18 protein-coding genes and 2 pseudogenes are annotated in these 21,191 nt (G+C 55.8%); 17 read left to right on the top strand and 3 right to left on the bottom strand.

The window, feature by feature from the left end:
* Positions 1-257: 257 nt before the first annotated feature.
* Together SRBAKS_RS07110 and brnA are read left to right on the top strand one after the other, a co-directional pair.
* Entirely contained in the window at positions 258-1,289 is a 1,032-nt protein-coding gene (locus SRBAKS_RS07110) for an endonuclease/exonuclease/phosphatase family protein (protein ID WP_229595562.1), read from the top strand.
* A gap of 181 nt (positions 1,290-1,470) precedes the next feature.
* Positions 1,471-1,674: a type II toxin-antitoxin system BrnA family antitoxin gene (gene brnA, locus SRBAKS_RS07105; RefSeq protein WP_229595556.1), complete on the top strand. Its 204-nt coding sequence runs from the start codon at positions 1,471-1,473 to the stop codon at positions 1,672-1,674.
* A 901-nt stretch (positions 1,675-2,575) separates the two neighbouring features.
* Here brnA and SRBAKS_RS07100 read toward each other — a convergent pair.
* A complete protein-coding gene (locus SRBAKS_RS07100; RefSeq protein WP_229595554.1) occupies positions 2,576-2,866 on the bottom strand; it encodes a hypothetical protein in 291 nt (96 codons plus the stop codon).
* A 46-nt stretch (positions 2,867-2,912) separates the two neighbouring features.
* Between SRBAKS_RS07100 and SRBAKS_RS07095 the strand changes: the two genes are divergently transcribed.
* The 4 genes from SRBAKS_RS07095 (at position 2,913) to SRBAKS_RS07080 (ending at position 7,882) form a co-directional block, all read left to right on the top strand.
* Complete coding sequence (locus SRBAKS_RS07095; protein WP_229595553.1) at positions 2,913-4,001, top strand: autotransporter outer membrane beta-barrel domain-containing protein; 1,089 nt, start codon at positions 2,913-2,915, stop codon at positions 3,999-4,001.
* Between the two features lie 394 nt (positions 4,002-4,395).
* On the top strand, positions 4,396-5,481 hold the full coding sequence (locus SRBAKS_RS07090) for an ADP-ribosylglycohydrolase family protein (protein WP_229595552.1): 1,086 nt from the start codon (positions 4,396-4,398) through the stop codon (positions 5,479-5,481).
* Between the two features lie 27 nt (positions 5,482-5,508).
* Positions 5,509-6,315, top strand: a complete 807-nt coding sequence (locus SRBAKS_RS07085) for a DODA-type extradiol aromatic ring-opening family dioxygenase (protein ID WP_229595551.1) — start codon at positions 5,509-5,511, stop codon at positions 6,313-6,315.
* Positions 6,316-6,877: 562 nt separating this feature from the next.
* Positions 6,878-7,882: a hypothetical protein gene (locus SRBAKS_RS07080; RefSeq protein WP_229595550.1), complete on the top strand. Its 1,005-nt coding sequence runs from the start codon at positions 6,878-6,880 to the stop codon at positions 7,880-7,882.
* A 169-nt stretch (positions 7,883-8,051) separates the two neighbouring features.
* On the opposite strand, the gene allE is transcribed toward SRBAKS_RS07080, so the two are convergent.
* Together allE and SRBAKS_RS07070 are read right to left on the bottom strand one after the other, a co-directional pair.
* Positions 8,052-8,831 (bottom strand): (S)-ureidoglycine aminohydrolase, encoded by a 780-nt coding sequence (allE, locus tag SRBAKS_RS07075; protein WP_229595549.1) that lies wholly within the window; start codon positions 8,829-8,831, stop codon positions 8,052-8,054.
* A 2-nt stretch (positions 8,832-8,833) separates the two neighbouring features.
* On the bottom strand, positions 8,834-9,340 hold the full coding sequence (locus SRBAKS_RS07070) for a hypothetical protein (protein ID WP_229595548.1): 507 nt from the start codon (positions 9,338-9,340) through the stop codon (positions 8,834-8,836).
* Between the two features lie 94 nt (positions 9,341-9,434).
* On the opposite strand from SRBAKS_RS07070, the gene fdhF reads away from it, so the two are divergent.
* The 11 genes and pseudogenes from fdhF to hydE all read left to right on the top strand — a co-directional run bounded on the left by fdhF (position 9,435) and on the right by hydE (position 21,184).
* Complete coding sequence (gene fdhF / locus SRBAKS_RS07065; RefSeq protein WP_229595546.1) at positions 9,435-11,534, top strand: formate dehydrogenase subunit alpha; 2,100 nt, start codon at positions 9,435-9,437, stop codon at positions 11,532-11,534.
* Positions 11,519-12,097, top strand: coding sequence for a 4Fe-4S dicluster domain-containing protein (locus SRBAKS_RS07060; protein ID WP_229595544.1), 579 nt, complete (start codon positions 11,519-11,521; stop codon positions 12,095-12,097). The genes fdhF and SRBAKS_RS07060 overlap by 16 nt, the downstream gene beginning before the upstream one ends.
* Positions 12,097-13,257: pseudogene (locus SRBAKS_RS07055) on the top strand ([Fe-Fe] hydrogenase large subunit C-terminal domain-containing protein); the annotation flags it as partial. The gene SRBAKS_RS07060 and the pseudogene SRBAKS_RS07055, both read left to right, overlap by 1 nt.
* Positions 13,237-13,461, top strand: a pseudogene (locus SRBAKS_RS17935) (iron hydrogenase small subunit); the annotation flags it as partial. The pseudogenes SRBAKS_RS07055 and SRBAKS_RS17935, both read left to right, overlap by 21 nt.
* 26 nt (positions 13,462-13,487) lie before the next feature.
* Complete coding sequence (locus SRBAKS_RS07045; protein ID WP_229595542.1) at positions 13,488-14,003, top strand: 4Fe-4S dicluster domain-containing protein; 516 nt, start codon at positions 13,488-13,490, stop codon at positions 14,001-14,003.
* Positions 14,004-15,137 (top strand): PAS domain-containing sensor histidine kinase, encoded by a 1,134-nt coding sequence (locus tag SRBAKS_RS07040; RefSeq protein WP_229595540.1) that lies wholly within the window; start codon positions 14,004-14,006, stop codon positions 15,135-15,137.
* A gap of 5 nt (positions 15,138-15,142) precedes the next feature.
* Entirely contained in the window at positions 15,143-16,594 is a 1,452-nt protein-coding gene (locus SRBAKS_RS07035; protein WP_229595539.1) for a sigma-54-dependent transcriptional regulator, read from the top strand.
* 142 nt (positions 16,595-16,736) lie between these two features.
* Positions 16,737-18,146 (top strand): [FeFe] hydrogenase H-cluster radical SAM maturase HydG, encoded by a 1,410-nt coding sequence (hydG, locus tag SRBAKS_RS07030; RefSeq protein ID WP_229595533.1) that lies wholly within the window; start codon positions 16,737-16,739, stop codon positions 18,144-18,146.
* 35 nt (positions 18,147-18,181) lie between these two features.
* Positions 18,182-19,618 carry an aspartate ammonia-lyase gene (locus SRBAKS_RS07025; protein ID WP_229595531.1) on the top strand — a complete coding sequence of 479 codons (1,437 nt, stop codon included), beginning with the start codon at positions 18,182-18,184 and terminating at the stop codon, positions 19,616-19,618.
* Positions 19,615-20,205: a hypothetical protein gene (locus SRBAKS_RS07020; protein ID WP_229595529.1), complete on the top strand. Its 591-nt coding sequence runs from the start codon at positions 19,615-19,617 to the stop codon at positions 20,203-20,205. The genes SRBAKS_RS07025 and SRBAKS_RS07020 overlap by 4 nt, the downstream gene beginning before the upstream one ends.
* Positions 20,186-21,184 (top strand): [FeFe] hydrogenase H-cluster radical SAM maturase HydE, encoded by a 999-nt coding sequence (gene hydE, locus SRBAKS_RS07015; protein ID WP_229595527.1) that lies wholly within the window; start codon positions 20,186-20,188, stop codon positions 21,182-21,184. Before SRBAKS_RS07020 ends, hydE begins: the two co-directional genes overlap by 20 nt.
* Positions 21,185-21,191: the final 7 nt, after the last annotated feature.

The raw sequence follows: 21,191 nt of genomic DNA, 5'->3' as shown, positions 1-21,191 counted from the left end.
TCATAATTCTCAGTTATCGGTAGGTTTTTCTTTCATGTTTGTGATCATGTGACTCACCGCTGTCTATATCACTAGTTGTATAATTGAGGCAAGTTGGACAATGGACGATGACGAGACCCTATCAAGTGGGCGGCTTGCTAATACATGTCGTATATCTTTTAGGTGATAATTGTTTGTCGTTGTGGTAATGTTTGTAGTGACTATGTTTTTCAGATGTTGGCAACTCGTTACGTTTGTTTTCAATGAGGAGTTTTATCATGAAGTTTCGCTGCGCTACTTTCAATTTATACCAATATGTTGAACCCCCTAGTTGTTGGTATGATAAGGACAATTTCTATACCCTTGCAGATTGGGAGTCCAAAAACACTTGGATCAAGAGACAAGTTGTAGCGTTGGGTGCAGACGTGGTGGGCTTTCAGGAGGTTTTTAGCCAAGAGAGCCTCAAAGAACTTATGGCTACTATTGGCTATCCGTATTTCGCGACAGTGGATACCCCTGTGATGAGTGATGAAATCACTGGCATTTTCGTAAGGCCTGTGGTGGCTCTTGCTTCAAAGCATCCCATTGCTAATGTGGGGCCAGTTGAAGTCGCATCCACGATTCAACATGATTTGCCTGTACCGGATGAATTTAATTTCAGCCGGGTTCCTCTTAGGGCAGAGATTGAGATTGCAGATGGCCTAGCTGTCACTGTTTATGTTGCTCATCTCAAATCTAAGAGGCCGATGGTTATGGAGCCAACGTTTGGAGACGATACGTCTTGGCAAGTCAAAGTGCGTGAATGTATGCGAGCAACCTCTCGCGGACAAGCAGCTTCTCTGCTACAACGTGGAGCGGAAGCTTCGGCTTTGTATCATGAAGTCACACGTGTTTTGGGTGACACCGACAATCTCCCTATTGTTGTCATGGGTGATCTCAACGACGATGAGGAGTCCATTCCTATAGAAGCTCTTTCCTACAAGGGGCGTGTTTATTCGATTGCTGGTGTCCCGTATGGCGATTTGCCTATGGAGGCTAAAAGGGCTGCTTATTCTAATAAGCTATACGATGCATTTTTCATGGCCCCCAATCAAGAGGGTGGGGTAAGGCCGCCGACTCATTATCATATGGGCCGTGGTGGTACTTTGGATTATATTTTTATGTCCAATGCCTTTAATCTCAAAAATCGCAATCATGTGGGCCGTGTGGTCGATTTTGCTGTGCATGGTGATCACTTAAACGGGGATGGGGTGGGAGATCATAAACAGTCTGATCATGCTCAAGTGCTGGCCGAAATTGAGTTCAAATAAGACGTTTCAGTCGTAAATGGTGTACTTTTGAGATGTGAAGTATACCATTTCATCAAGAATATCAGTATTTAAGGGCAAAGTCCTAGCCATCCCCCTACACGTTGGATACCCTCATGGGAATTCCAACGAGGACGACGGCTGTCTTTGTTCGTCCGTTCTATGAAAACTAGTGAGGTGGTGTATGAAGTCCAAGGACAACTTCGAGAGAAGCGTCTCCGATTCTGAAACCTACAAGCGTGAGATCAAACGTGTGAATGTTGATTTCCCGGTATGGATGGTCAAGGAAATGGACGAGAAGGCTGGACGGCTCGGTATCTCCAGACAGGCATTGGTCAAGTTCTGGATATCTGATTGTCTCCGGTCTGAGAACAAGCTGGCCCTGTAGAGTAGGGCCTTGGGAGGTCAAATAGATTCCATTTCTATACCTCCCAAGAATATACAAAAAATATACCTTTTGCCCGCAAATATACTCTCGATGTATATTCCTCTCTGAAAAAGATAAATATTCCAAACAACTACAAGTTGTGCGCTTGAATGGCATTCAAGAGGTCGTGGGTTCGATTCCCTCCAGCTCCACCAATGATTATAAAGGCTTAGAAGGTTTTCCTTCTAAGCCTTTTTTAGTGGAATATACAAACGAAATCGGGTGGATATTGAGGGGCACTCGGCTCGGTCTTTCTGTAAACTGTCCACCTTAAAAACGCCGCTCAGTGGTCCAACAAAGTGGGCTCACCTCTCAAACCTCCTTGGACTTTAAACTTAATGTGTTGCCTTGCTGTAAACCCACTCGCCCTTTGATTCGTCTCTCGGTAATTAATCACCACTGCAATACGCTTGTCCGGGTTTTCCCGGACAGACAAAAATTCTCCAAGTATTTAGGAATACTTCTGTCGGCCGATACTCAGCCGAAGTCGCAGCAGCGCTGATATTCTGCTCGGCTATTTAGTGGAGGTTTCTTCGACGCGAAAATGAGATCATGCGTGCCGACAATTTGGATGATTTATGCATTGCAACCCAATTGGTCAGCCTTGGAGAGAATCGATGTCTATGTCCCTATTGCGTTCCGTGTTGTCTGTTGGTCTGTCTTTAGCCCTCTGGGGTGCGCCTGGCATTGCCATGGCTTTGTCTGCGGGAGCGACAAATATTAACGGTCATAGTTCTGTTGGAAATTTCTATCATACTGTTAACCTCTTCGATGCAGGGGAAATAATTACTGTTACCGTCGACAATCCTGTTGGGGCAACGAGCGCTGCCGCTTCTTTGATGAGCGGTGCTGGCAATGTTTCTCAAATTTCGAACTCGTTTCCTGCCGTGCTCACGCTGACTGTTCCATCGACTGGTGTATTTACGTTTATTGTTTCAACAGCTGGCGGGAACGCGCGCATATCAATAGCCGTGGCTGAGCCAAATCCTGCCAGTGCTGCTGATAATGCCGATGCTTTTTCCAACACCGTTGCCTCTGCCTCCAGAGGACAAACTTCCGTCATAACGGGCAACATCATGTCCCGGACCGCAACGGCCTCTTTTGGTGCTCCGCCGCAGGAAGGGCGAGGTAGGAATTTGGTGTCATCATTCAATAAAGGTTCTCTTTATCAAAGGGGCGAGCAGCATGAAGCCAGAGAAATGTCCATCAAGGAACTGGCGCAGTTCGCCACCTTCAATACGTCACAAAGTGTGGCTGCGGCGGCTGATGGCGGCGTCTCCGGCATAGAACAGCGACGTGGTATCCTTACAAGTGACCCTTTCACCATTTGGGGGCATGCGTCTTTTACGTCTGCCGATAACGATTTCAACAAGGGCGGGGATGACAGACGGTACAATGGTAATGTGTGGGGCTACAGCCTCGGTGCAGACTACCGTTTTCATGAAAAAGTCATTGCCGGTCTTTCTGTCGGCTACACTGATACAGATATTACGACCAGCTACAACTCCGGCAAGTATGAAGAACAGAGTTGGAACTTCTCACCCTATGTCATGTACGAACCTGTCGATGGCGCACTGATTTCGTTTATTGCAGGGTATAGTTTTGGTGATGTTGACCGCAAGCGGAACTCCACTGTCACTGGAAACACCGACAGTGACATGTGGTATACGGCACTGGAAGGCGAGTACAGGATGCAGCCGTCCGACTCCATTCCTCTGGAGTTGACTGCGAGACTTGGTTACCTGTTGTCGAAAAAAACGCTTGATTCCTTTACCGAAAGCGATGGAACCCGTGTCGGCGAGTCCACTGCTGACACCAGCCAGATCAAACCCGGAGTTGAAGTCGCCTACAGCTTCAATGCACAGGGGGTGACCTTGCAACCTTTCGTCAAGGCCGATTACATTCATGACTTTGTCGATGAAATCAACGATGACAGCAATGCGCTTAATCTCGGTGGTGGTTTGCGGGTCCTATCCGGCGAAACCGGATTGTCCGGCGTGATCGAAGGTGAACGCCAGTTTTGCAGAGATGACTACTCCGAATACACCATCAAAGGACTTCTCGCCTACAACTTCGCCTTGAATGGCGATGACGGCAACCAGATGGGCACTCTGGCTCCTTTCGTGAACTCCAACCTGGATGCCGACGGTGGGCAGGTCTTCGGAGCCGGGCTGAAGTTCACAAGCGCAGACAGCGTCATAAGCTGCGAGCTTGATGCAACGCACACCATGTCGTCTGATAATGCTGGTGATACCGGCGCCAAGCTGATGTTTGAACTGGCCTATTAAGGCCATCAAATGAGGCTGTCCTATTTCGATTTCAGCGTTTGAGGGACACCTTACTAAATTATACAATACTTACGTCTGCTGATCGTGTTCGTAGACCGCGTCATTAATGGCATTCAAGAGTTCGTGGGTTCGATCCTCTCCAGCTCCACCAATGATTATAAAGGCTTAGAAGGTTTTCCTTCTAGACCTTTTTTTGTGGTATTTACAAATGGTATGGGAGGCACTCTGTTGAAACTTCCAATAAACTATCCGCCCAAAAACGCCGCCCAGAGTTTCGAAGAGCCGAGGCTACCTCCCTTTTCCCGTTCTACAGAGTATGATAGGATGATTGGAAACAGTCCCGAAATTCATGCCGAGAAGACGTATCAACCGACGTGATCAGGAGTACACCGTGATGGATAAGAATATAATGGATCGTGCAGCCGGGGCTATCATGGGTGCCTGGATTGGCGACGCCCTAGGAGTAGGGCCTCACTGGTATTACGACCTGAACGAACTGCGACAGGATTATGGTGGGTGGGTGAACGACTACACCGACCCGAAACCGGGACGGTATCATGAAGGCTTGAAAGCGGGACAACTCTCCCAGTCTGGCATTATTCTCAGGCTTATGGTTCGCTCTCTGGTGGATAGCGGCTCCTATGATGAAGCGGACTTCTGCCGGCGGATGGACACAGAGCTTTTTCCGCTCCTCAATGGTGAGCCTGCTTCCGGTCCGGGAGGATACACCAGCCAATCCATCCGTGCCGCATGGAGGAAACGAGTTGAACAGAAACTTCCCTGGGGTGAGATAGCCGGCCACGCCGACACGACAGAGGCCATTGAACGTACCCTTGCCATCGGGGTTCGCTACGCCCTGACCCCTAACCTCTTGGCCAATGCCGTCAGCAGCAATGCGGTGCTGACCCAGTTCGACGACGTCGTTCTATCAATGACAGTAGCATACTCCTCAGTACTTGCCATGCTTATCCAGGGGAACAGTCTTGAACCCGACATTTCCGAGAAACTGATGAATCTGGTGAAGGACGGCACCCTTCCATTTCACGCCGTCACCAGAGAAGGGCTCAAGCCTCCCCAGCCCGGCGACCCGGACCCTCCTCGCGCGGGTCGTTTCGCCTCTCCTGATGCTCTGCTTTCTCCGGGGAATATGGCCATGGCCGCTACTGATCCGGACATCAAAATCGAGCCCGCATGGAAAGTTTCACTTGTCTACGGGATGTCTTGCGCTATTTACCATATGCTGCCTGCAGCGTATTATCTCTCGTCCCGATTCAAGAATGACTTCGAGTCGGCGGTGCTCCACGCCATTAACGGCGGTGGACAGAATCAGGGTCGCGCTATTTTGACCGGTACCCTTGTGGGAGCCCAGGTCGGTCTCTCAGGCATCCCTGCACGCTTTCTGGAAAAACTGGAAGGAGGCGAAGAATTGCGGGGGCTTGCCATCAAACTGGCCGAACAGGCGCAGCTCAAAAGCGACTAGCCCGACCGCGCAAAGAGAAGAATACTCATGAGCACGCAAAAAAACGAACACACAGTCCTGTACATCTCGCACGGCGCCGGTCCCATGCCCATTCTGGGTGACGGACGGCACGAGGAAATGGTGGAGAATCTGAAGCTGTTGAAGGCCAGGATAAAAAAGCCCTCCGCTATCATCGTCGTCAGCGCGCACTGGGAGGAGGGGGTACCCTCAATAACGGCCAACGGCAATCCGCCGCTCTTGTATGACTACTATGGCTTCCCCGAAGAAGCCTATGAGATTGTTTACCCGGCCAAGGGACATTCATCCCTCGCCCAGTCCATTCATGAGACCCTGGCAGCGGGAGGCATCGAAAGCCGCTTAGACAACGAACGCGGCTTTGACCATGGCCTGTTTATACCGCTCAAGATTATGTACCCTGAGGCGGATATCCCTTGCGTGCAGGTGTCGCTTGTTAAAGATCTCGCCCCAGCCACTCACATCGCCCTCGGTGAAGCCCTGGCCGCAGTCGAGCACGAAAATCTGCTCATCCTCGGGTCGGGATTCTCCTTTCACAATATGAACGCTTTTTTTGCTCCCGAAACCTCGGAAACAAGACGTTGGAACGAAGCGTTCGAGCGATGGCTCATAGAGACATGCGCAGACAAGGAGCTTGACGAAAAGACGAGAGCGGGCCGACTGCTCAGTTGGGAGTCCGCACCTCACGCTCGATACTGCCACCCCCGCGAGGAACATCTCCTGCCGCTGCATGTATGCTACGGCGTGGCCAAGCGCTCTTGTCGGGAGTGCTTTGAGCTGAATGTTTTCGGCAAAAAAGGGAGCACTTTTCTCTGGTAGCTCATGTGGTTACGCCTGCACATAATGCAACATCTCATTATACAAGATGAATTTCATTTTTATAGCTGATTTAGTGGGACGTTGCCTGTAAAAGCCCCCTTTGCATGGCATTCAAGAGGTCGTGGGTTCAATTCCCTCCAGCTCCACCACTTAAATTTCCGAAGAAAAAGGACCGTTTAGCTTGATAGGCTAGTCGGTCCTTTTTCTGTTTGTGGTGAACCAATTGGTCAACAGGTTGTTGACCAAAGTGTTTGAGATTACTGATTAAAGGAGTGTATGAACTGTGTTTGAGGATGTATGAGGTGGGATTGGTTTTAGCCAGTGCTTAGAGGCGATTTTTCGGGGTGTGATAATTTCGCTCCTCCTGCCCGTTTTGGGAGTTTGGGGGAGTGTTCAGCAGGAGTTTTGTAAACGCTCAGGATTGTGTGTTTTTGCGCGAAATTTGGGGATGGGTGGGGAGGTCTCTGGTGCTTTGGCGGAAAGTGGAAGAGCACTTGGATTTTAGTCAAGCGGTTTTCAGTTTGATTTGAGATTTGTTTGAGTGTGTTATATTTAAAGCTCTATGCTTTCTTCTGAACAAATACTTCACTTGTTAGATCGGTGCGAAAAGAAGTTGGGTCAACCTTTGTTGTCGCTTCGACAAAAGCTTGTTCAAAGAGAACAATGGTTGGCTATGGTCTGGGAGTTAATTGTGCTAGACGCCGCGCTTCAGATTGCCAATGTTGATTATGAGCCAGAAGGGGAAAATGGGGGGGGGCCAGACTTTCGTTTGCAGTTTTATGATGAAAAGTGGGTGTGGATTGAAGCAACATTTAGACGGGTAGAGGTAAACGGGTATATCGATCGATTTTCAAAGCACCCTATTCGAAGAAAATTATGGAAAAAGGAAGATCAGGCTAAGAAAGCGGGGATTGAAGGGCCGCTCGTTGTTTGTCTCGGCACTGATAGATGTCGACAATATGGTCATATGCACGGACCAGGAGAGGTGACAAAGGAGGAAGCTGCTCTCTCCTTTCTAGACGGTGCCGATTATGTTTCCGCTGCTTTGATCGCTCCGTCTTTTTCCACGTTTGAAGTCTTCAGTGGGCTAAAGCGAAGTACCACCCCCCAACTTATTGAACATCCTGAATCAAACAATCCTCTTTCAGAACAACTAAAGAACTACATAGTGAAGATGGATTTTAATAGGTGGCCTTTGTCTACTGATTCTAGCCCGAATAGGAGCCCTGTCGGAGGTTTAATCCCTCCCAAAGGAGCACCAATCTCACTTCCAGAAATCCCCGACTACCTTTTACCTTATGAAGAGGTGGCGTGGAGTGGGGCGGTATACTCTTACCAATGGAATTTTGAATACTTGAGAATAGTTTCATGGCGGACGGGGTATGCACTGATAAATGGTAATGAGAAGCTGATGGAAGCGGCTTCTCGGGAGGAGTGCGCCCAAGTCGCTTCAGAGGTATTTTGTCCGAGTTGTGGGTTGGTGATAGGTCCAGCTGGGGTAGAAGAGAATCCTGACTCTGGTGTTCCATCCGATCTTTCAAAATGGACGATTATTAGCCCCAAATAGCTCATTTTTCGGTCAACCATCCGGTCAACCAAACGCCTTCAACACATATCCAACATCACTGATTTTCTGTTGACTTCAAAATAAAAAGTCAAAGTATTTCAAAGGTTATGCATGTGTCTTCATGCATGGCATTCAAGAGATCGTGACATTTTTTTATGGTGCGCGTAAGTTAGATACTTTCATCCCGATGGCAGTCCTTGGAATAGATGTATTCCATGCGTTTCAGGCCGGTGCCGTAGCAGGCCTGCTTGCAGAACGGGGCGATCCAGATGAAGTCGCCGGATTCGACTGGCAGCCATTTTTCGTCCAGCAGGTAGAGCCCCTGGCCCTGATAGATGTACATGCCGTGCTCCTGCACATGGGTCTCCACAAAGGGGTGGCAGCCGCCGGGCAGGAAGGCGAGGGTGTGGAAGTTCATGTCAAAGGCCTCGTTCACGGGCAGCAGGTCGCGGACAAAGACGTTTTCCATCTGGTCATACAACCCCTCTTCAAGATTGTGGATGGCTCCGCTGACCTTCCAGGGGTGTTTCATGGCCGGATCCGGGTGGGGGATGAACCGCTGTTTGTAAAGGAGAATGGTCACCGGGGCGTCTCCCTTGGAGGCGAAGTCGATGCCCATGCCGGGCGGGGAATAGATGTAGCCCCCGGCGCTCAAGGTTTCGGTTTGGCCGTCCACGGTGACGTCCAGGGACCCTTTGCCGTCCATGACGAAGAGGAACGTTTCTATGTTTTCGGCCTGGCCATAGGGCATGGTGGTCTTCCCTTCAGTGGAGACCGTGCCCTCCAGCTGTACGAAATTGGCTCCAAGCTTGGGTGAAGCCAGGATGGACAGGGCGCATCCCGTGATGCCCGGGATGAGGTTGATGACGCGGCCCTCGGTGGTGATGATCGCATATTTTCCGGGCTCGTAAGACGACCGGTTTTTCAAGAATCCTTCAGGATAAGACATGGTTAATCTCGTTGTGTTCGGCCTGCTTTGCTGTGGCTGGAGGCGGGGGAGAGGTCGTTTCCCCCGTTCCCGGTAGATGGAGTACTCTTTCCCAAATTTTCGCGCCAGGTTTTACCGGTCTGTTCCATGTCGGACTCGGCCCAGGTGCGGCTGGCACGGGAGGTAAGATACTCCTCAATGCCCGCGGCGTCGATATCATCGAGAATGAAAAGGATGGAGCGGATCGCCTTATCAAACAGCGGGTTGCCGCGTTTGGTTTTAACGCACTTTTTTTTGGAGTCTGCCTGTCTTCTTTTTCCCTGAGTGGTTGATTCAAGTCTTCCCGAAGCTTGGTGAGGGATACCTTGTTGTCTGGGTGGTAATGCGAGATTCAGGCTTGTGGTTACGGAATGAGGATCAGAGGTGGACATGGTGCGAAGCAGGTGATGGAGGAAAGAAACGGTATTGCATGCAATTTTGCCGATTGCAGGTGTTGTTGCATGCAATTGCAGTATTCTTATTGCAGACAATTGGGAGCCTGTGTTTGTAACTACTTTATATTAAATAAGAAAAAAAATTGAAAGGCTCTTCTCAGATTGGCACGCCTTCTGCTTTAGTTGGGGCATGCAACACATCTCCACCACCTGTCCTTATTGCGGCGTCGGTTGCGCCTTGTCTCTGAACGTGGACGGCGACCGCATTGTCAGTGTTTCCCCCGGACCTGAGCCCTCGGTGAATCAGGGCGCCCTCTGTTCCAAAGGGCGGTTCGGCTTCGATTTCGTTCATCATGCAGATCGGCTGAAAAGTCCCCTGGTTCGCAAGCGCGGGGAGTTGGTGCCGGTTTCGTGGGATGAAGCCCTCGGGCTGGTCTCGGAGCGGTTTGCCGAAATCGCGGCCACGCATGGTCCGGACGCTCTTGGCGGCTTCAGCAGCGCCCGCTGCACCAACGAAGAAAATTATCTTTTCCAGAAACTCTTTCGCGCAGGGATCGGCACCAACAATATCGATCACTGCGCCCGTCTCTGACACGCTCCCACCGTGGCCGGGCTGGCCACCTCTCTGGGAAGCGGTTCCATGACCAACTCCATTCGGGAACTCTGGGATATGGGGCAGGGGGATTGCGTGTGCGTCATTGGCTCCAACACTACCGCCTGCCATCCGATTATCGGTTTGGGTATGATGGAGGCAAAGCGCAACGGCACTCGTCTGGTCGTCATTGATCCCCGTGAAATCGACCTTGCCCGTAATGCCGATGTCTGGCTGCGGCTGCGCCCCGGCACCGACACCGCACTGCTTTCGGGCATCGCCAGACACCTCCTGGACGCGGGGTTGGTGGATGAAGCTGCCCTGGCTTCCGTCACGGAAGGATACGAAGCCTTTCGGGAAAATCTGGCGGCATTCGATCTGGACACCGTTTCCACCTTGACGGAAGTTCCTGCCGAGACCATCCGAGCAGCGGCGCACTGCATCGGAGAATCAGCTAATACCGCCTTCTATTACACAATGGGCGTCACCCAGTTCACTTTTGGCACCAACAACGTCCTGGCCGTCTCCAATCTGGCCTTGTTGACCGGCAATATCGGACGGCCCAAGACCGGAGTGAATCCCCTGCGTGGACAGAACAACGTGCAGGGCTCCTGCGATATGGGCGCCTTGCCCAACGTGCTGACCGGCTATCGTTCCGTGACGGACGAGACGGTTCGCGCCGTGTTTGAGGGTGCCTGGGGCACCCGTCTTCCCGCGAAGTCGGGCCTAACCATTCCCAGAATGTTGACGGCCATCGAAGAGGATCGGCTCAAGGGGTTGTTCGTTTTCGGTGAAAATCCCATGCGCAGCGATCCGGACATCACGCACGTCGAACATTGTCTGCATCATGTGGATTTTCTGGTGGTCCAGGATCTTTTCCTGACGGAAACGGCACAGCTCGCCGACGTGGTCTTGCCCGGAGCCAGCTTTGCGGAAAAGGACGGGACGTTCACCAGCACTGAAAGACGGGTCCAGCGTGTGCGCCGGGCCGTGCCGCCTGTGGGAGAGAGCCGTCCCGACTGGGAGATTCTGGCTGATTTGCTGGTCCGGCTCGGCAAACCAGCGCAGTACGCGAGCGCTTCGGACGTGTTCGACGAGATGCGTGGGCTCATGCCCACCCACACCGGTATTACCTACGAGCGGCTGGAGGCCGGGGGGCTGCAATGGCCCTGCCCGGACGAAACGCATCCTGGGACGCCCATTCTGCATGTGGGCCGGTGCATGCGTGGACCGGGCAAGTTCGTGCCGCTCTCCCACAGGGAGGCCGCCGAACCGCCGGATGTCAACTATCCCCTGATCCTCACCACCGGACGTGTGGTGGCCCATTACCATACCTCGACCATGACCGGACGTTGTTTCGGCCTGGTTGGAACCTGGCCCGAAGAGCGGGTGGAGATCCATCCTGCGGATGCTGCGGCGTACGGTATTGCCGACGGTGCCCTGATAGAGGTCCGTTCCCGCCGGGGGGCCGTCAAGGCCCGGGCATGGGTGACCCGCCGGGTCCGTCCGGGGTTGGTCTTCATGACCTTCCACTTCTCCGAATCCCCGGCCAATCTCCTGACCATCTCGGCCGCCGACCCGGTGACCGACACGCCGCAGCTCAAGATGTGCGCCGTGGCCGTTCGTAAACTCACTGATCCCGCTCGAAAAGTGACTTCAATATGGAAAGAGGAGCCTGCACCATGCACGATCGCCTAAGTCCCTTCATTCTTGTTACCGCGGCCGGATGCATCGGCTGTCGAGCCTGCGAACTGGCTTGTTCCGCGGCCCATCTGGCGGGCGGAGTGTCCGTGGGAAGCCTGCATGGCCCCCTGTCCCCCCGGTTGTATCTGACCCGCGCCGGAAATGTCCGTATTCCCATTGGCTGCCGTCATTGCGAGGACGCGCCTTGTGCTGAGGTCTGTCCCAATGGTGCCATCCTTCGCACAGAGTCGGGCGTCCAGGTCGTCGAGGACCGCTGCGTCGGATGCAAGACATGTCTGGCCGTCTGTCCGGTGGGTGCCATGGAAATGGCCCAGGTCTGGAAAGATGGAAAACCTGCCGTGCGCCGGGTGGTGGACCCTTTGAACCCGGATGTTGCGGCGGTGGAGCCGGCCCTGCTGGCCAGCAAATGCGACCTTTGCCAGGGGCGCGAGTCGGGCCCAGCCTGTGTCGAAGCCTGCCCGGAACAGGCGCTGTCCTTGATTGATCCCGTGGGGATCAAACGTCGCCGCAATCTTGAAGCCGCCCTGGCGTTGAGCCGGACCTGCGAGGAGTTGTAATGCCCATGTCTTCCCCAATTGTTTCCATTGATCCTCAATTGTGCACCGGCTGCCGCCGGTGCGCCGAAGTCTGTCCGGTCAACGCGGTGGTCGGGAAACTGCATGAGCCGCAGGCCATCGACACGGCACGTTGTGTGATGTGCGGCCAGTGCGTGCTGACCTGTTCGGCTTTTATGTCGCCATTCGACGAGAATGCCGAATGCCTTCCCGCGTTGCGCCGTGAGCGTGGGCTGGAACCGGACGATCCCACTCCGCTGTTTGCCGCCCATTTCAGGGTGGATCGGGGACGAGTTGCGGCCATGTTGGACGACCCCGCTCGGGTTTCCATGGTCCAGTGTGCTCCGGCAGTGCGGGCCTCCATCGCCGAGGAATTCGGCATGGCCCCCGGTACGCTGACTCCCGGCCAACTCGCGGCCTCCCTGCGTCGATTGGGCTTTGATTACGTCTATGACACCGTTTTTGCCGCTGATGTGACCATCATGGAGGAGTCTTCGGAGTTGTTGGATCGCATCAACTCCGATGGAGAACTCCCCATGTTTACTTCCTGTTGCCCCGGTTGGGTGCGCTATGTGGAAACGGCATGGCCTGATTTGATTCCTCATCTTTCCAGTTGCAAATCGCCGCAGCAGATGGCCGGAGCGCTTTTCAAGACCTATGGCGCGGACATGGCGGGAAAGGGGGCCGCAGAGATCGCGAGTGTTGCGGTGATGCCGTGTACGGCCAAAAAAAGGGAAGCCGACCGTCCCGAGATGGCCACGGACGGGATATCTGACGTGGACGCTGTCCTCACCGTGACCGAGTTGGCCGTCATGCTCAAGGAAAAGGGCATTTGTTTGGAGGCGCTGCCAGAAGAGCCGTTCGATATTCCCTTGGGGCTCTATTCCGGGGCAGGCACCATATTCGGCGCTTCCGGCGGTGTCATGGAAGCCGCGTTGCGCACCGCCATTGCGGTGACCACGGGCAAGGATGTGGACGAAAGCGGCGTGGTTTTCGAAAGGGCCGACGAAGGTGTTTTCCGGGCTTCTGTGGAAGTGGCGGGCCGCACCGTTCAGGCGGTGATCGTGTCGGGATTGGACCATGCCACGCGCCTGCTGGAGGACGTTCGTCAGGGGCAGGCGGACTTCGAATTCATGGAGGTCATGTGTTGTACCGGTGGCTGCGTGGCGGGTGGCGGACAGCCCAAGCTGCTACCGGGCGTGGATGTGGCCGATGCCATCGCCCGCCGTCGTCAAAGCCTGCACCAACACGACAAGGCGTTGCCTGTCAGAGCCTCGCACAAGAATACCTCGGTGATGGCGCTCTATGAAAACTACCTGGAAAAACCGTTGGGACATCGTTCCCACCTGTTGCTCCATACCCGATACGGTGAGGACGCCGGGAGGCAGGAGTAATGCATACTTTCGTTTTGTCGGACCCTGCACGCTGCATTGGCTGCCGGGCTTGTGAGATCGCCTGCGTCGACGCCCACATGGCGGAGGATCTGGGGCAGGCCGGTGAGCGGGATCTGCCGTTCGTCCCGCGTATCAACGTGGTGCACGAGGCTGAGGTCACGGCGCCCATTCAGTGCCGTCAGTGCGAGGATGCCCCGTGTCTGGCCGTGTGTCCCGCCGGGGCCATTGTCCATGAAGGGCAGACTGTGCGCGTACTTGCGGAGCGTTGTTTCGGCTGCAAGACCTGCATGGCCGTCTGCCCGGTAGGGGCCATGCGGGTGGGACGGCTTCCAGGCAGCGAGGAGCGGTTGTTGGCCTACAAGTGCGACCTTTGCGTCGGGCGGGAAGAAGGTCCCGCCTGCGTGGCCGTGTGTCCCGCCGGAGCCCTGCGGATTTTGGGCGAGGCCGAGCTTCAGGGGATTTCCGGCGGCAGACGCCGCAACAGCGCCCTTCAGGTAGCCTTTGGACGCAGATAGATGTATATTGAAACAATGACTTCCGCCGATTCCATTTACCAAGCAGTGGTTGAGCACCAGACGGAGTTGATTCGCCGTTTTCGGCCGGACGGCAAGCTGACATTTGTCAACGGTGCTTTTTGTCGTTTTTATGGCATGGAGTCCGAAGCGTTGCTTGGATCGAATTTCAGGGACTTGCTTGATCCGGAAGAATGCGATTCGATTGTGGAGCAGGTTTTATCCATTTCTCCCGAGAAACCTGAAATCGTCACGGAACCGCGCTATGTGGATGCCGATGGGAGGCTGCGCTTTGTGCAGTACGTGACCCGGGGCATTTTCGATGAGTTCGGGAATGTCGTCGAGTATCAGTCCGTGGGGCGGGACATCACTGCCCAGCGGGAGGCGGAAACGACCCTTGCCGAAGCTCGAATGGCAATGGAAAAGGCCAGCCGGGTGACGACCCTGGCCGTGATCGGCGGCGGTATCGCACACGAAATAAATCAGCCCCTGAATGCCCTCCGCATACTGACCGCGTCGGCCCAGCTGCTTGCCGAGCGGGCCGATTCGCCCGGGGAGGATCTCGCCCGTATCCTGCGCGACATCGCCGCCCAGGTCGACCGGGCGGACGCCATCGTCAACCATCTGCGGGAGCATCTGCGACAGAATCAAAAAGTCGATTCCAAGACCTGTGATCTCGGTGATGCCGTGCGATCTGCCCTGTCCCTGGTTGGTGCGCAACTGGCCGCAAGGGATATTGGGGTCGATCTGCATATCGATGCCGATCTGCCGCCCGTCAACGGCTCCTGCATTCGTTTCGAGGAGCTCGTCGCCAATCTGGTGGCCAACGCCATGCAGGCTATGGACGAGGTCAAACTGGACCAGAAGGAGATTCGGGTGGAAGTGTTGGGCACCACCCCGGGTTCGGTGGAATTGACTGTGGCCGACAACGGGCCAGGCTTTGCCAGGGAGATGACCGCCAAGATGTTCGAACCGTTTTTTTCCACCAAGTCATCGGGAACCTCCATGGGGCTTGGATTGTCCATCGTGGAAACCATAGTCCAGGCGGCGGGTGGTTCGGTGACGGCCATAAACCGGCCTGAGGGCGGTGCCTTGATCGAGGTGCTGCTGCCTGCGGCGGGCGGGGCAGGGGAGTGAGGGACGTGCGTATCCTGCTGGTAGACGATGATGCGGCCACCCGCGAATCCCTTGCGGAATATCTGACCCTGTTGGGGCAGGCGGTAACGCCCTGCCCGGACGCGGACAGCGCCTTGCGGTTGTGCCAAAATCACGATTTCGACATGGTGTTGTCCGACATCCAGATGCCGGGCAAGACCGGCATCGAGCTTGTCCGGGAGATCAAGCGACTGTCTGGGCCACGGCTGCCCGACGTTGTTTTGTACACGGGTCACGCCGACCTGGAACTGGCCATCGGCGCGCTCAGGGCCGGTGCGTATGATTACCTCACCAAGCCCATCAACCTGGACGAACTCAAGGCGATCCTGCAACGGGTTGCCGAGCATCAGTCCCTGCTGTCCGAAAACGATCGCTTGACCCGGAAGTTTGACGAGGTCGTGGCCGAGGCCACTAACGACTATAGGGCCGAACTGGCGCGCCTGCGGGAGTTGCTGGAGAAGCAGGCCGGATTGGACAACATCGGAATTTTTTCCGACGCCATGTGGCGCGTAGTCTCTCATGCCAAGCGGTATCACGAGGACCGGGACCTGCCGGTGTTGATCCAGGGGGAAACCGGGGTCGGCAAGGAGATCGTCGCCAAGATTATTCATTATGGGACGGACGCTTCCTCGCTGCCGTTCGTGGCCATCAATTGCGCTGCCCTGCCGCCTTCGCTGTTCGAGAGTGAGTTGTTCGGCTACGAGCCGGGCGCGTTTACCGGCGGCGCCTCCCGCGGAGCCCGGGGCAAAATTGATCTCGCCAAAGGGGGCACCCTTTTTCTCGATGAGATCGGCGAGATTCCCGTGGAGCTGCAGGCAAAACTCCTGCGGGTCATCGAAGGGCGGACCTACTACCGGGTAGGCGGGCTTCAGAGTATCAAGACGGATGTTCGCATCATCGCCGCCACGAATATCAACTTGGGAGAGCGCATTGAGCAGGGGCTTTTCCGCAAGGACCTTTACTACCGGCTGAGGGTCGGCAGCATTCTTGTTCCGCCCCTGCGCGAACGCCCCGATGACATTGTTCCGTTGGCGCAGTCCTTTCTCGTGACCTTTGCCAAGAAACGCGGCAAGGGATTCGCTGAGATATCCCCGGAGGTGGCCCGGGAACTCCTGGCCCATCCCTGGCCTGGCAATGTGCGGGAGTTGAAAAATACCCTGGAGTGGATTTCCGTCATGTACGACGGGACCGCCTTGCGTCCGGAACACCTCAGGGGTGCGTTGGACGACCGGGAGGAGGTGACCATCCCCACCCCGTCGGCCGCTCCGCCTTTACGGCAAGGCCGAAAAAAATATCGGCCCACGGAAGCGGAGATAGACGCGGCCCTGACCGCGAGCGGAGGCAACAAGACCCAAGCCGCAGCTCAGCTCGGGATCTCCATTCGCATGCTGTATTATCGGCTTGCCGCCAGAACGAACAACGAGTCGGAAACGCAATGATCTGGACGTAGCACTCCGGTCGTGCCGGAATCGGTCTCCCGCCCGGGAATCTCTTTGCGGGTATTTTCAATATATTTAGCTAGTTAATCTGCCTCTTCAAAAGAGGTGGACAGTCACTCTTTATTCTACATGGAGTCTGGAAATGAAATTGGATACAAGCGAACTGGATAATTTTATCGACGAAGAAGCCATATGGGATATCGTCAACCGCAACGCCGTCCAGGACCCGGTTCGGATCCGGGACATCCTTGACAAGGCAGGGGAAGCCAAGGGGCTTGATCTGGCCGAGGCGGCCTGTCTGTTGCAGGTCGAGGACCCGGAACTGAACGAGGCTATCGCCGATGCAGCCCGCAGGATCAAGCACGCCATTTACGGTAACCGCATCGTCCTTTTCGCGCCTCTCTACGTCACCAACGAGTGCAGCAACCGTTGCGTCTATTGTGGTTTCAAGGAGACCAACACCGAGCTGATCCGGCGGACACTCACTTCGGAAGAGCTTAAACGGGAGGTGGCCGTTCTGGAAGACCTGGGGCACAAGCGGCTGCTTCTGGTGTACGGTGAGCACCCAAAATTCGGCGCGGACTGGATCGCCGAGACCGTTCGTACGGTGTACGAGACTGTCTCCGAAAAGAGTGGTGAAATCCGGCGGGTGAACATCAACTGCGCGCCATTGGACGTCGAGGGATTCCGCACGCTGCATGAAGTAGGTATCGGGACCTACCAGTGTTTTCAGGAAACCTATCACACTAAGACCTATGCCGACCTGCATCCCACCGGGCACAAGAAACATTTCCTGTGGAGGTTGCACGCCATGCACCGGGCCATGGAAGCGGGCATTGACGATGTAGGCATGGGGGCGTTGCTCGGTCTTTACGACTACCGTTTTGATACCATCGCCCTGCTTGCTCATGCCGCGGAACTGGAAAGTCGGTTCGGCGTGGGACCGCATACGCTGTCTTTCCCCCGTCTGGAACCGGCGCTCAATGCGGAACTCGCTTTCAATCCGCCCCATGCGCTCACGGATGCACAGTTCAAGCGACTGGTGGCCGTGCTCCGTCTGGCGGTTCCCTTCACGGGCCTCATCCTGAGCACCCGGGAGGGTCGTGCCATGCGGCGGGAACTGCTTGATCTCGGCGTATCGCAGCTTAGTGCCGGGTCTCGCACCTATCCCGGTGCTTATACCGATCCTGAGTACGACCGTCCGGACGTGCAGCAGTTCTGTGTGGGCGACAACCGCAGTCTGGACGAGGTCATCCGGGAAATCGTGCAGCACGGATACATCCCCTCATGGTGCACCGCCTGCTATCGCCTGGGCCGGACCGGGGAGGAGTTCATGAAGCTGGCCAAGAACGGATTTATTCAGGAGTTCTGCCGTCCCAATGCGCTCCTCACTTTCAATGAATACCTGCAGGATTACGCGAGCCATGCGACGCGGGAGTTGGCTGAGCCCTTTGTCCGTGCGGAGGTGGCCAACGGACCGGAAAAGGGGCGGCAGGTCCTGATGGAGCGTTTGTCCCGCATTGAGCAGGGCGAGCGGGATCTTTATTTTTAGCCGGACGGCTCTCGTCCTTGTTCCCGGAGATAACAATGGAGACTTCATTTCGAATTGAACAGGATGCGCTCGGCAGTATCGAAGTGCCGTCCTTGGCCCTGTACGGTGCGCACACGGCGCGGGCCATGGTCAATTTCCCGCTTTCGGGGCAACGCCTCCCCGCCGTGTTCATCCGGGCGTACGCCGAGGTCAAGCTGGCCTGCGCCAGGACCAATGCGGAGCTCGGCTACTTGCACTCGGATGTGGCTCGGGCCGTGGAAACAGCCTGTTGCGAGATGATGCGCGGCGTTCACCATGATCACGTCACGGTGGACGCGTTCCAGGGCGGGGCCGGAACCTCGGCCAACATGAACATGAACGAGGTCCTGGCTAACCGGGCAGGAGAATTGCTGGGCCATGCCTACGGATCGTATGCCGTGCATCCGTTGCATCACCTGAACCTGCATCAATCCACCAATGATACGTTCCCCACGGCATTACGGGTGGCGGCGCTCCATGAGTTGACGCGGTTGGAGCAATCCGTGACCGAGTTGCAGGAGACCCTGCAACTCAAGGAACAGGAGTTCAACTCGGTCCTCCGTCTGGCCCGTACCCAGTTGCAGGACGCCGTTCCCATGACTGTGGGAATGACGTTCGGCGCATGGGCCGAGGCGTTCGCTCGTGATCGCTGGCGGGTCTTCAAGTGCCGAGAGCGGATCAAGACGGTCAATCTCGGCGGCACTGCCGTGGGGACCGGCCTGGGGGCCCCGCGTGAATATATCTTTCGCGTGACCGACGAACTGCGGCGCATCACCGGCTTGAAGGTGGCGCGGGCTGAGAATCTGGTCGACGCGACCCAGAATGCGGACAGTCTGGTGGAAGTTTCCGCCATGCTCAAAGTCTGTGCTGCCAACCTTTTCAAGATAAGCAGCGACGTGCGGTTGCTCGGAAGCGGCCCGGACGCGGGCATTGGGGAGTTGCGCATCGCGCCGTTGCAGACGGGGTCCACCATCATGCCCGGCAAGGTCAATCCCGTGGTGCCCGAAGCTGTGTCGCAAGCCGCGTTGCGTGTCATGGCAAACGACGGGCTGGCGGGGCAGGTCGCCTCGCTGGGCAACCTGGAGCTGAACCAGTTTATGCCCCTGATGGCACAGACCCTTTTGGAGTCTTTGCATTTGCTCAACAATGCGGTTCCGCTGCTACATCGCTCGTGTCTGGAGACAGCGGAGCCGGATGTGGAGCGGTGTGCGTTCAATGTGCGCCGAGGGGGTGCCCTGGCCACGGTCCTGGTACCGGCCATAGGGTATGAAAAGGCCGAGCGGATCGCCCGGCGTGCCCGAAAGGAAGGACTTTCCGTGGCGCAAGCGGCTGCCGGGGAACTGGGGCTGGGCGTGGAGGCCGTGGAAGCGCTTTTTCTCCCGGACAGGATGCGGCAGCTCGGTTTTTCCGAGGACACCTACGCCGTGATGGATGGGGCCGGAGAGGACACATGATCTTTGCCGGTATTGAAGCTCTGCGGTTGGGTGAAGTGTTCGGGGGGGCGCGCAGGCGCATCATTCTCTACGCGCCGCCCTATGGCAATTTCGCTGCCAACGAATCGGTGCGTCAGGGACTGGAAACGGCCCTGTCCCGTTGTGGCGGGACTTCTCTCATGGCGTGTTGTCTGCCGCTCCTGTCGGATGATGCGTGGACAAGGGAGGTCATGGGGCTTCTGCGGCCGCAGGCCGGTGTCGAGGTCATTGAGAAAGAACTCGCCGCTTCGCGCCATTTTCTGCACGAGCTTCAGTCCTTGTTTGGCGACCGGGTCGAGTTGATCGAAATGCCGTTCAGGCCGTCTCTGCCCGCGCTCATCGTTGATGACAGTGTGTATTTTGGTCACTTCGCCCACTCCCCGGTCCTTACCCCGGATGGCTTTTGGTGTGTTGCGGATGTCCCGGTTGAGGCGCTGTTTGCCATGGCCCGGACAGGCCGTGTGCCGGAAAAAACAGCACGGGAAGAGCGTGCTGCCTTTCGCATCATTGCGGAGTGTGCCCAGGCCCTTGAAAGGGGGAAGAGACTCGATGCCAAAACGGTTGCGTGAGGTCGTGGCGTTGCTTCGAGCCCCGGATGCCTCGGCGCTTTTTGCCGAGGCCCAGGAGGTTCGGGACGGCGTCTTTGGCCGCGAGGTGTTTCAACGGGGCGTGGTGGAGTTCAGCAACCACTGCCGAAAGAATTGCCGATATTGCGGGCTGCGCAAGGGCAATGCGCACCTGCCGCGATATTCCATGGATTGCCAGGCCATCGTCCAGGCAGCGGACTGTGCGGTGCGGATGGGCATGGGCACGGTCGTCTTGCAATCCGGGGAAGAGAGCGCGTTGGATATCCGCCGTGTCGGAAGGATTATCTCGAAAATCAAGCGGTTGGGAGATGTCGCCGTGACACTTTGTCTTGGTGAGCATGGCGAGGATGACTACCGGTATTGGCGCGACTGTGGCGCGGACCGCTACCTGCTGAAAATGGAGACGTTTCATGCCGGGGTGCATCGGCACTGCCGCCCCGGCCAGACCGGCAGGACGCGGTTGGGGAAGGTGCGGCTTCTCCAACGGTTGGGCTATGAGACGGGGTCCGGCCTTATCACGGGGCTTCCGGGCATGACCCCGGAAATTCTGGCAAACGATTTGTTGGCGTTGAGCCAGCTTTCGCTGGACATGATCGCGGTAGGCCCTTTTGTTCCCCATCCACAAACGCCTTTGGGCGATAGTGCTGCCGGTTCCCTTGAGGAGTCCCTGCGAGCGACCGCCTTGCTGCGTGTGTTGAATCCCAAGGCCAATATTCCAGCCACCAGCGCCTTGGACGCCCTGACTCCGAAAGGGCGAGAACTCGGCCTATCCGTCGGGGCCAACGTCGTCATGCCTTCTGTCACCCCGGAGTCCGTCAGGGGCGAATACTTTTTATATCCAGGCAAGAACGACTCTTCTGTCCCGGTCGTGAATACCATCCGCCGGTTGCAGCAGCGGCTGCGGGAAGCCGGTTATCATCCTTCATCGGCACGGGGCGTCTCCCCTGCCTATTGTGCATAATTTCAGG

The sequence above is a fragment of the Pseudodesulfovibrio sediminis genome, from assembly GCF_020886695.1.
Classification (GTDB): Bacteria; Desulfobacterota; Desulfovibrionia; order Desulfovibrionales; family Desulfovibrionaceae; genus Pseudodesulfovibrio; species Pseudodesulfovibrio sediminis.
This window is presented reverse-complemented; position numbering and strand designations above follow the sequence as displayed.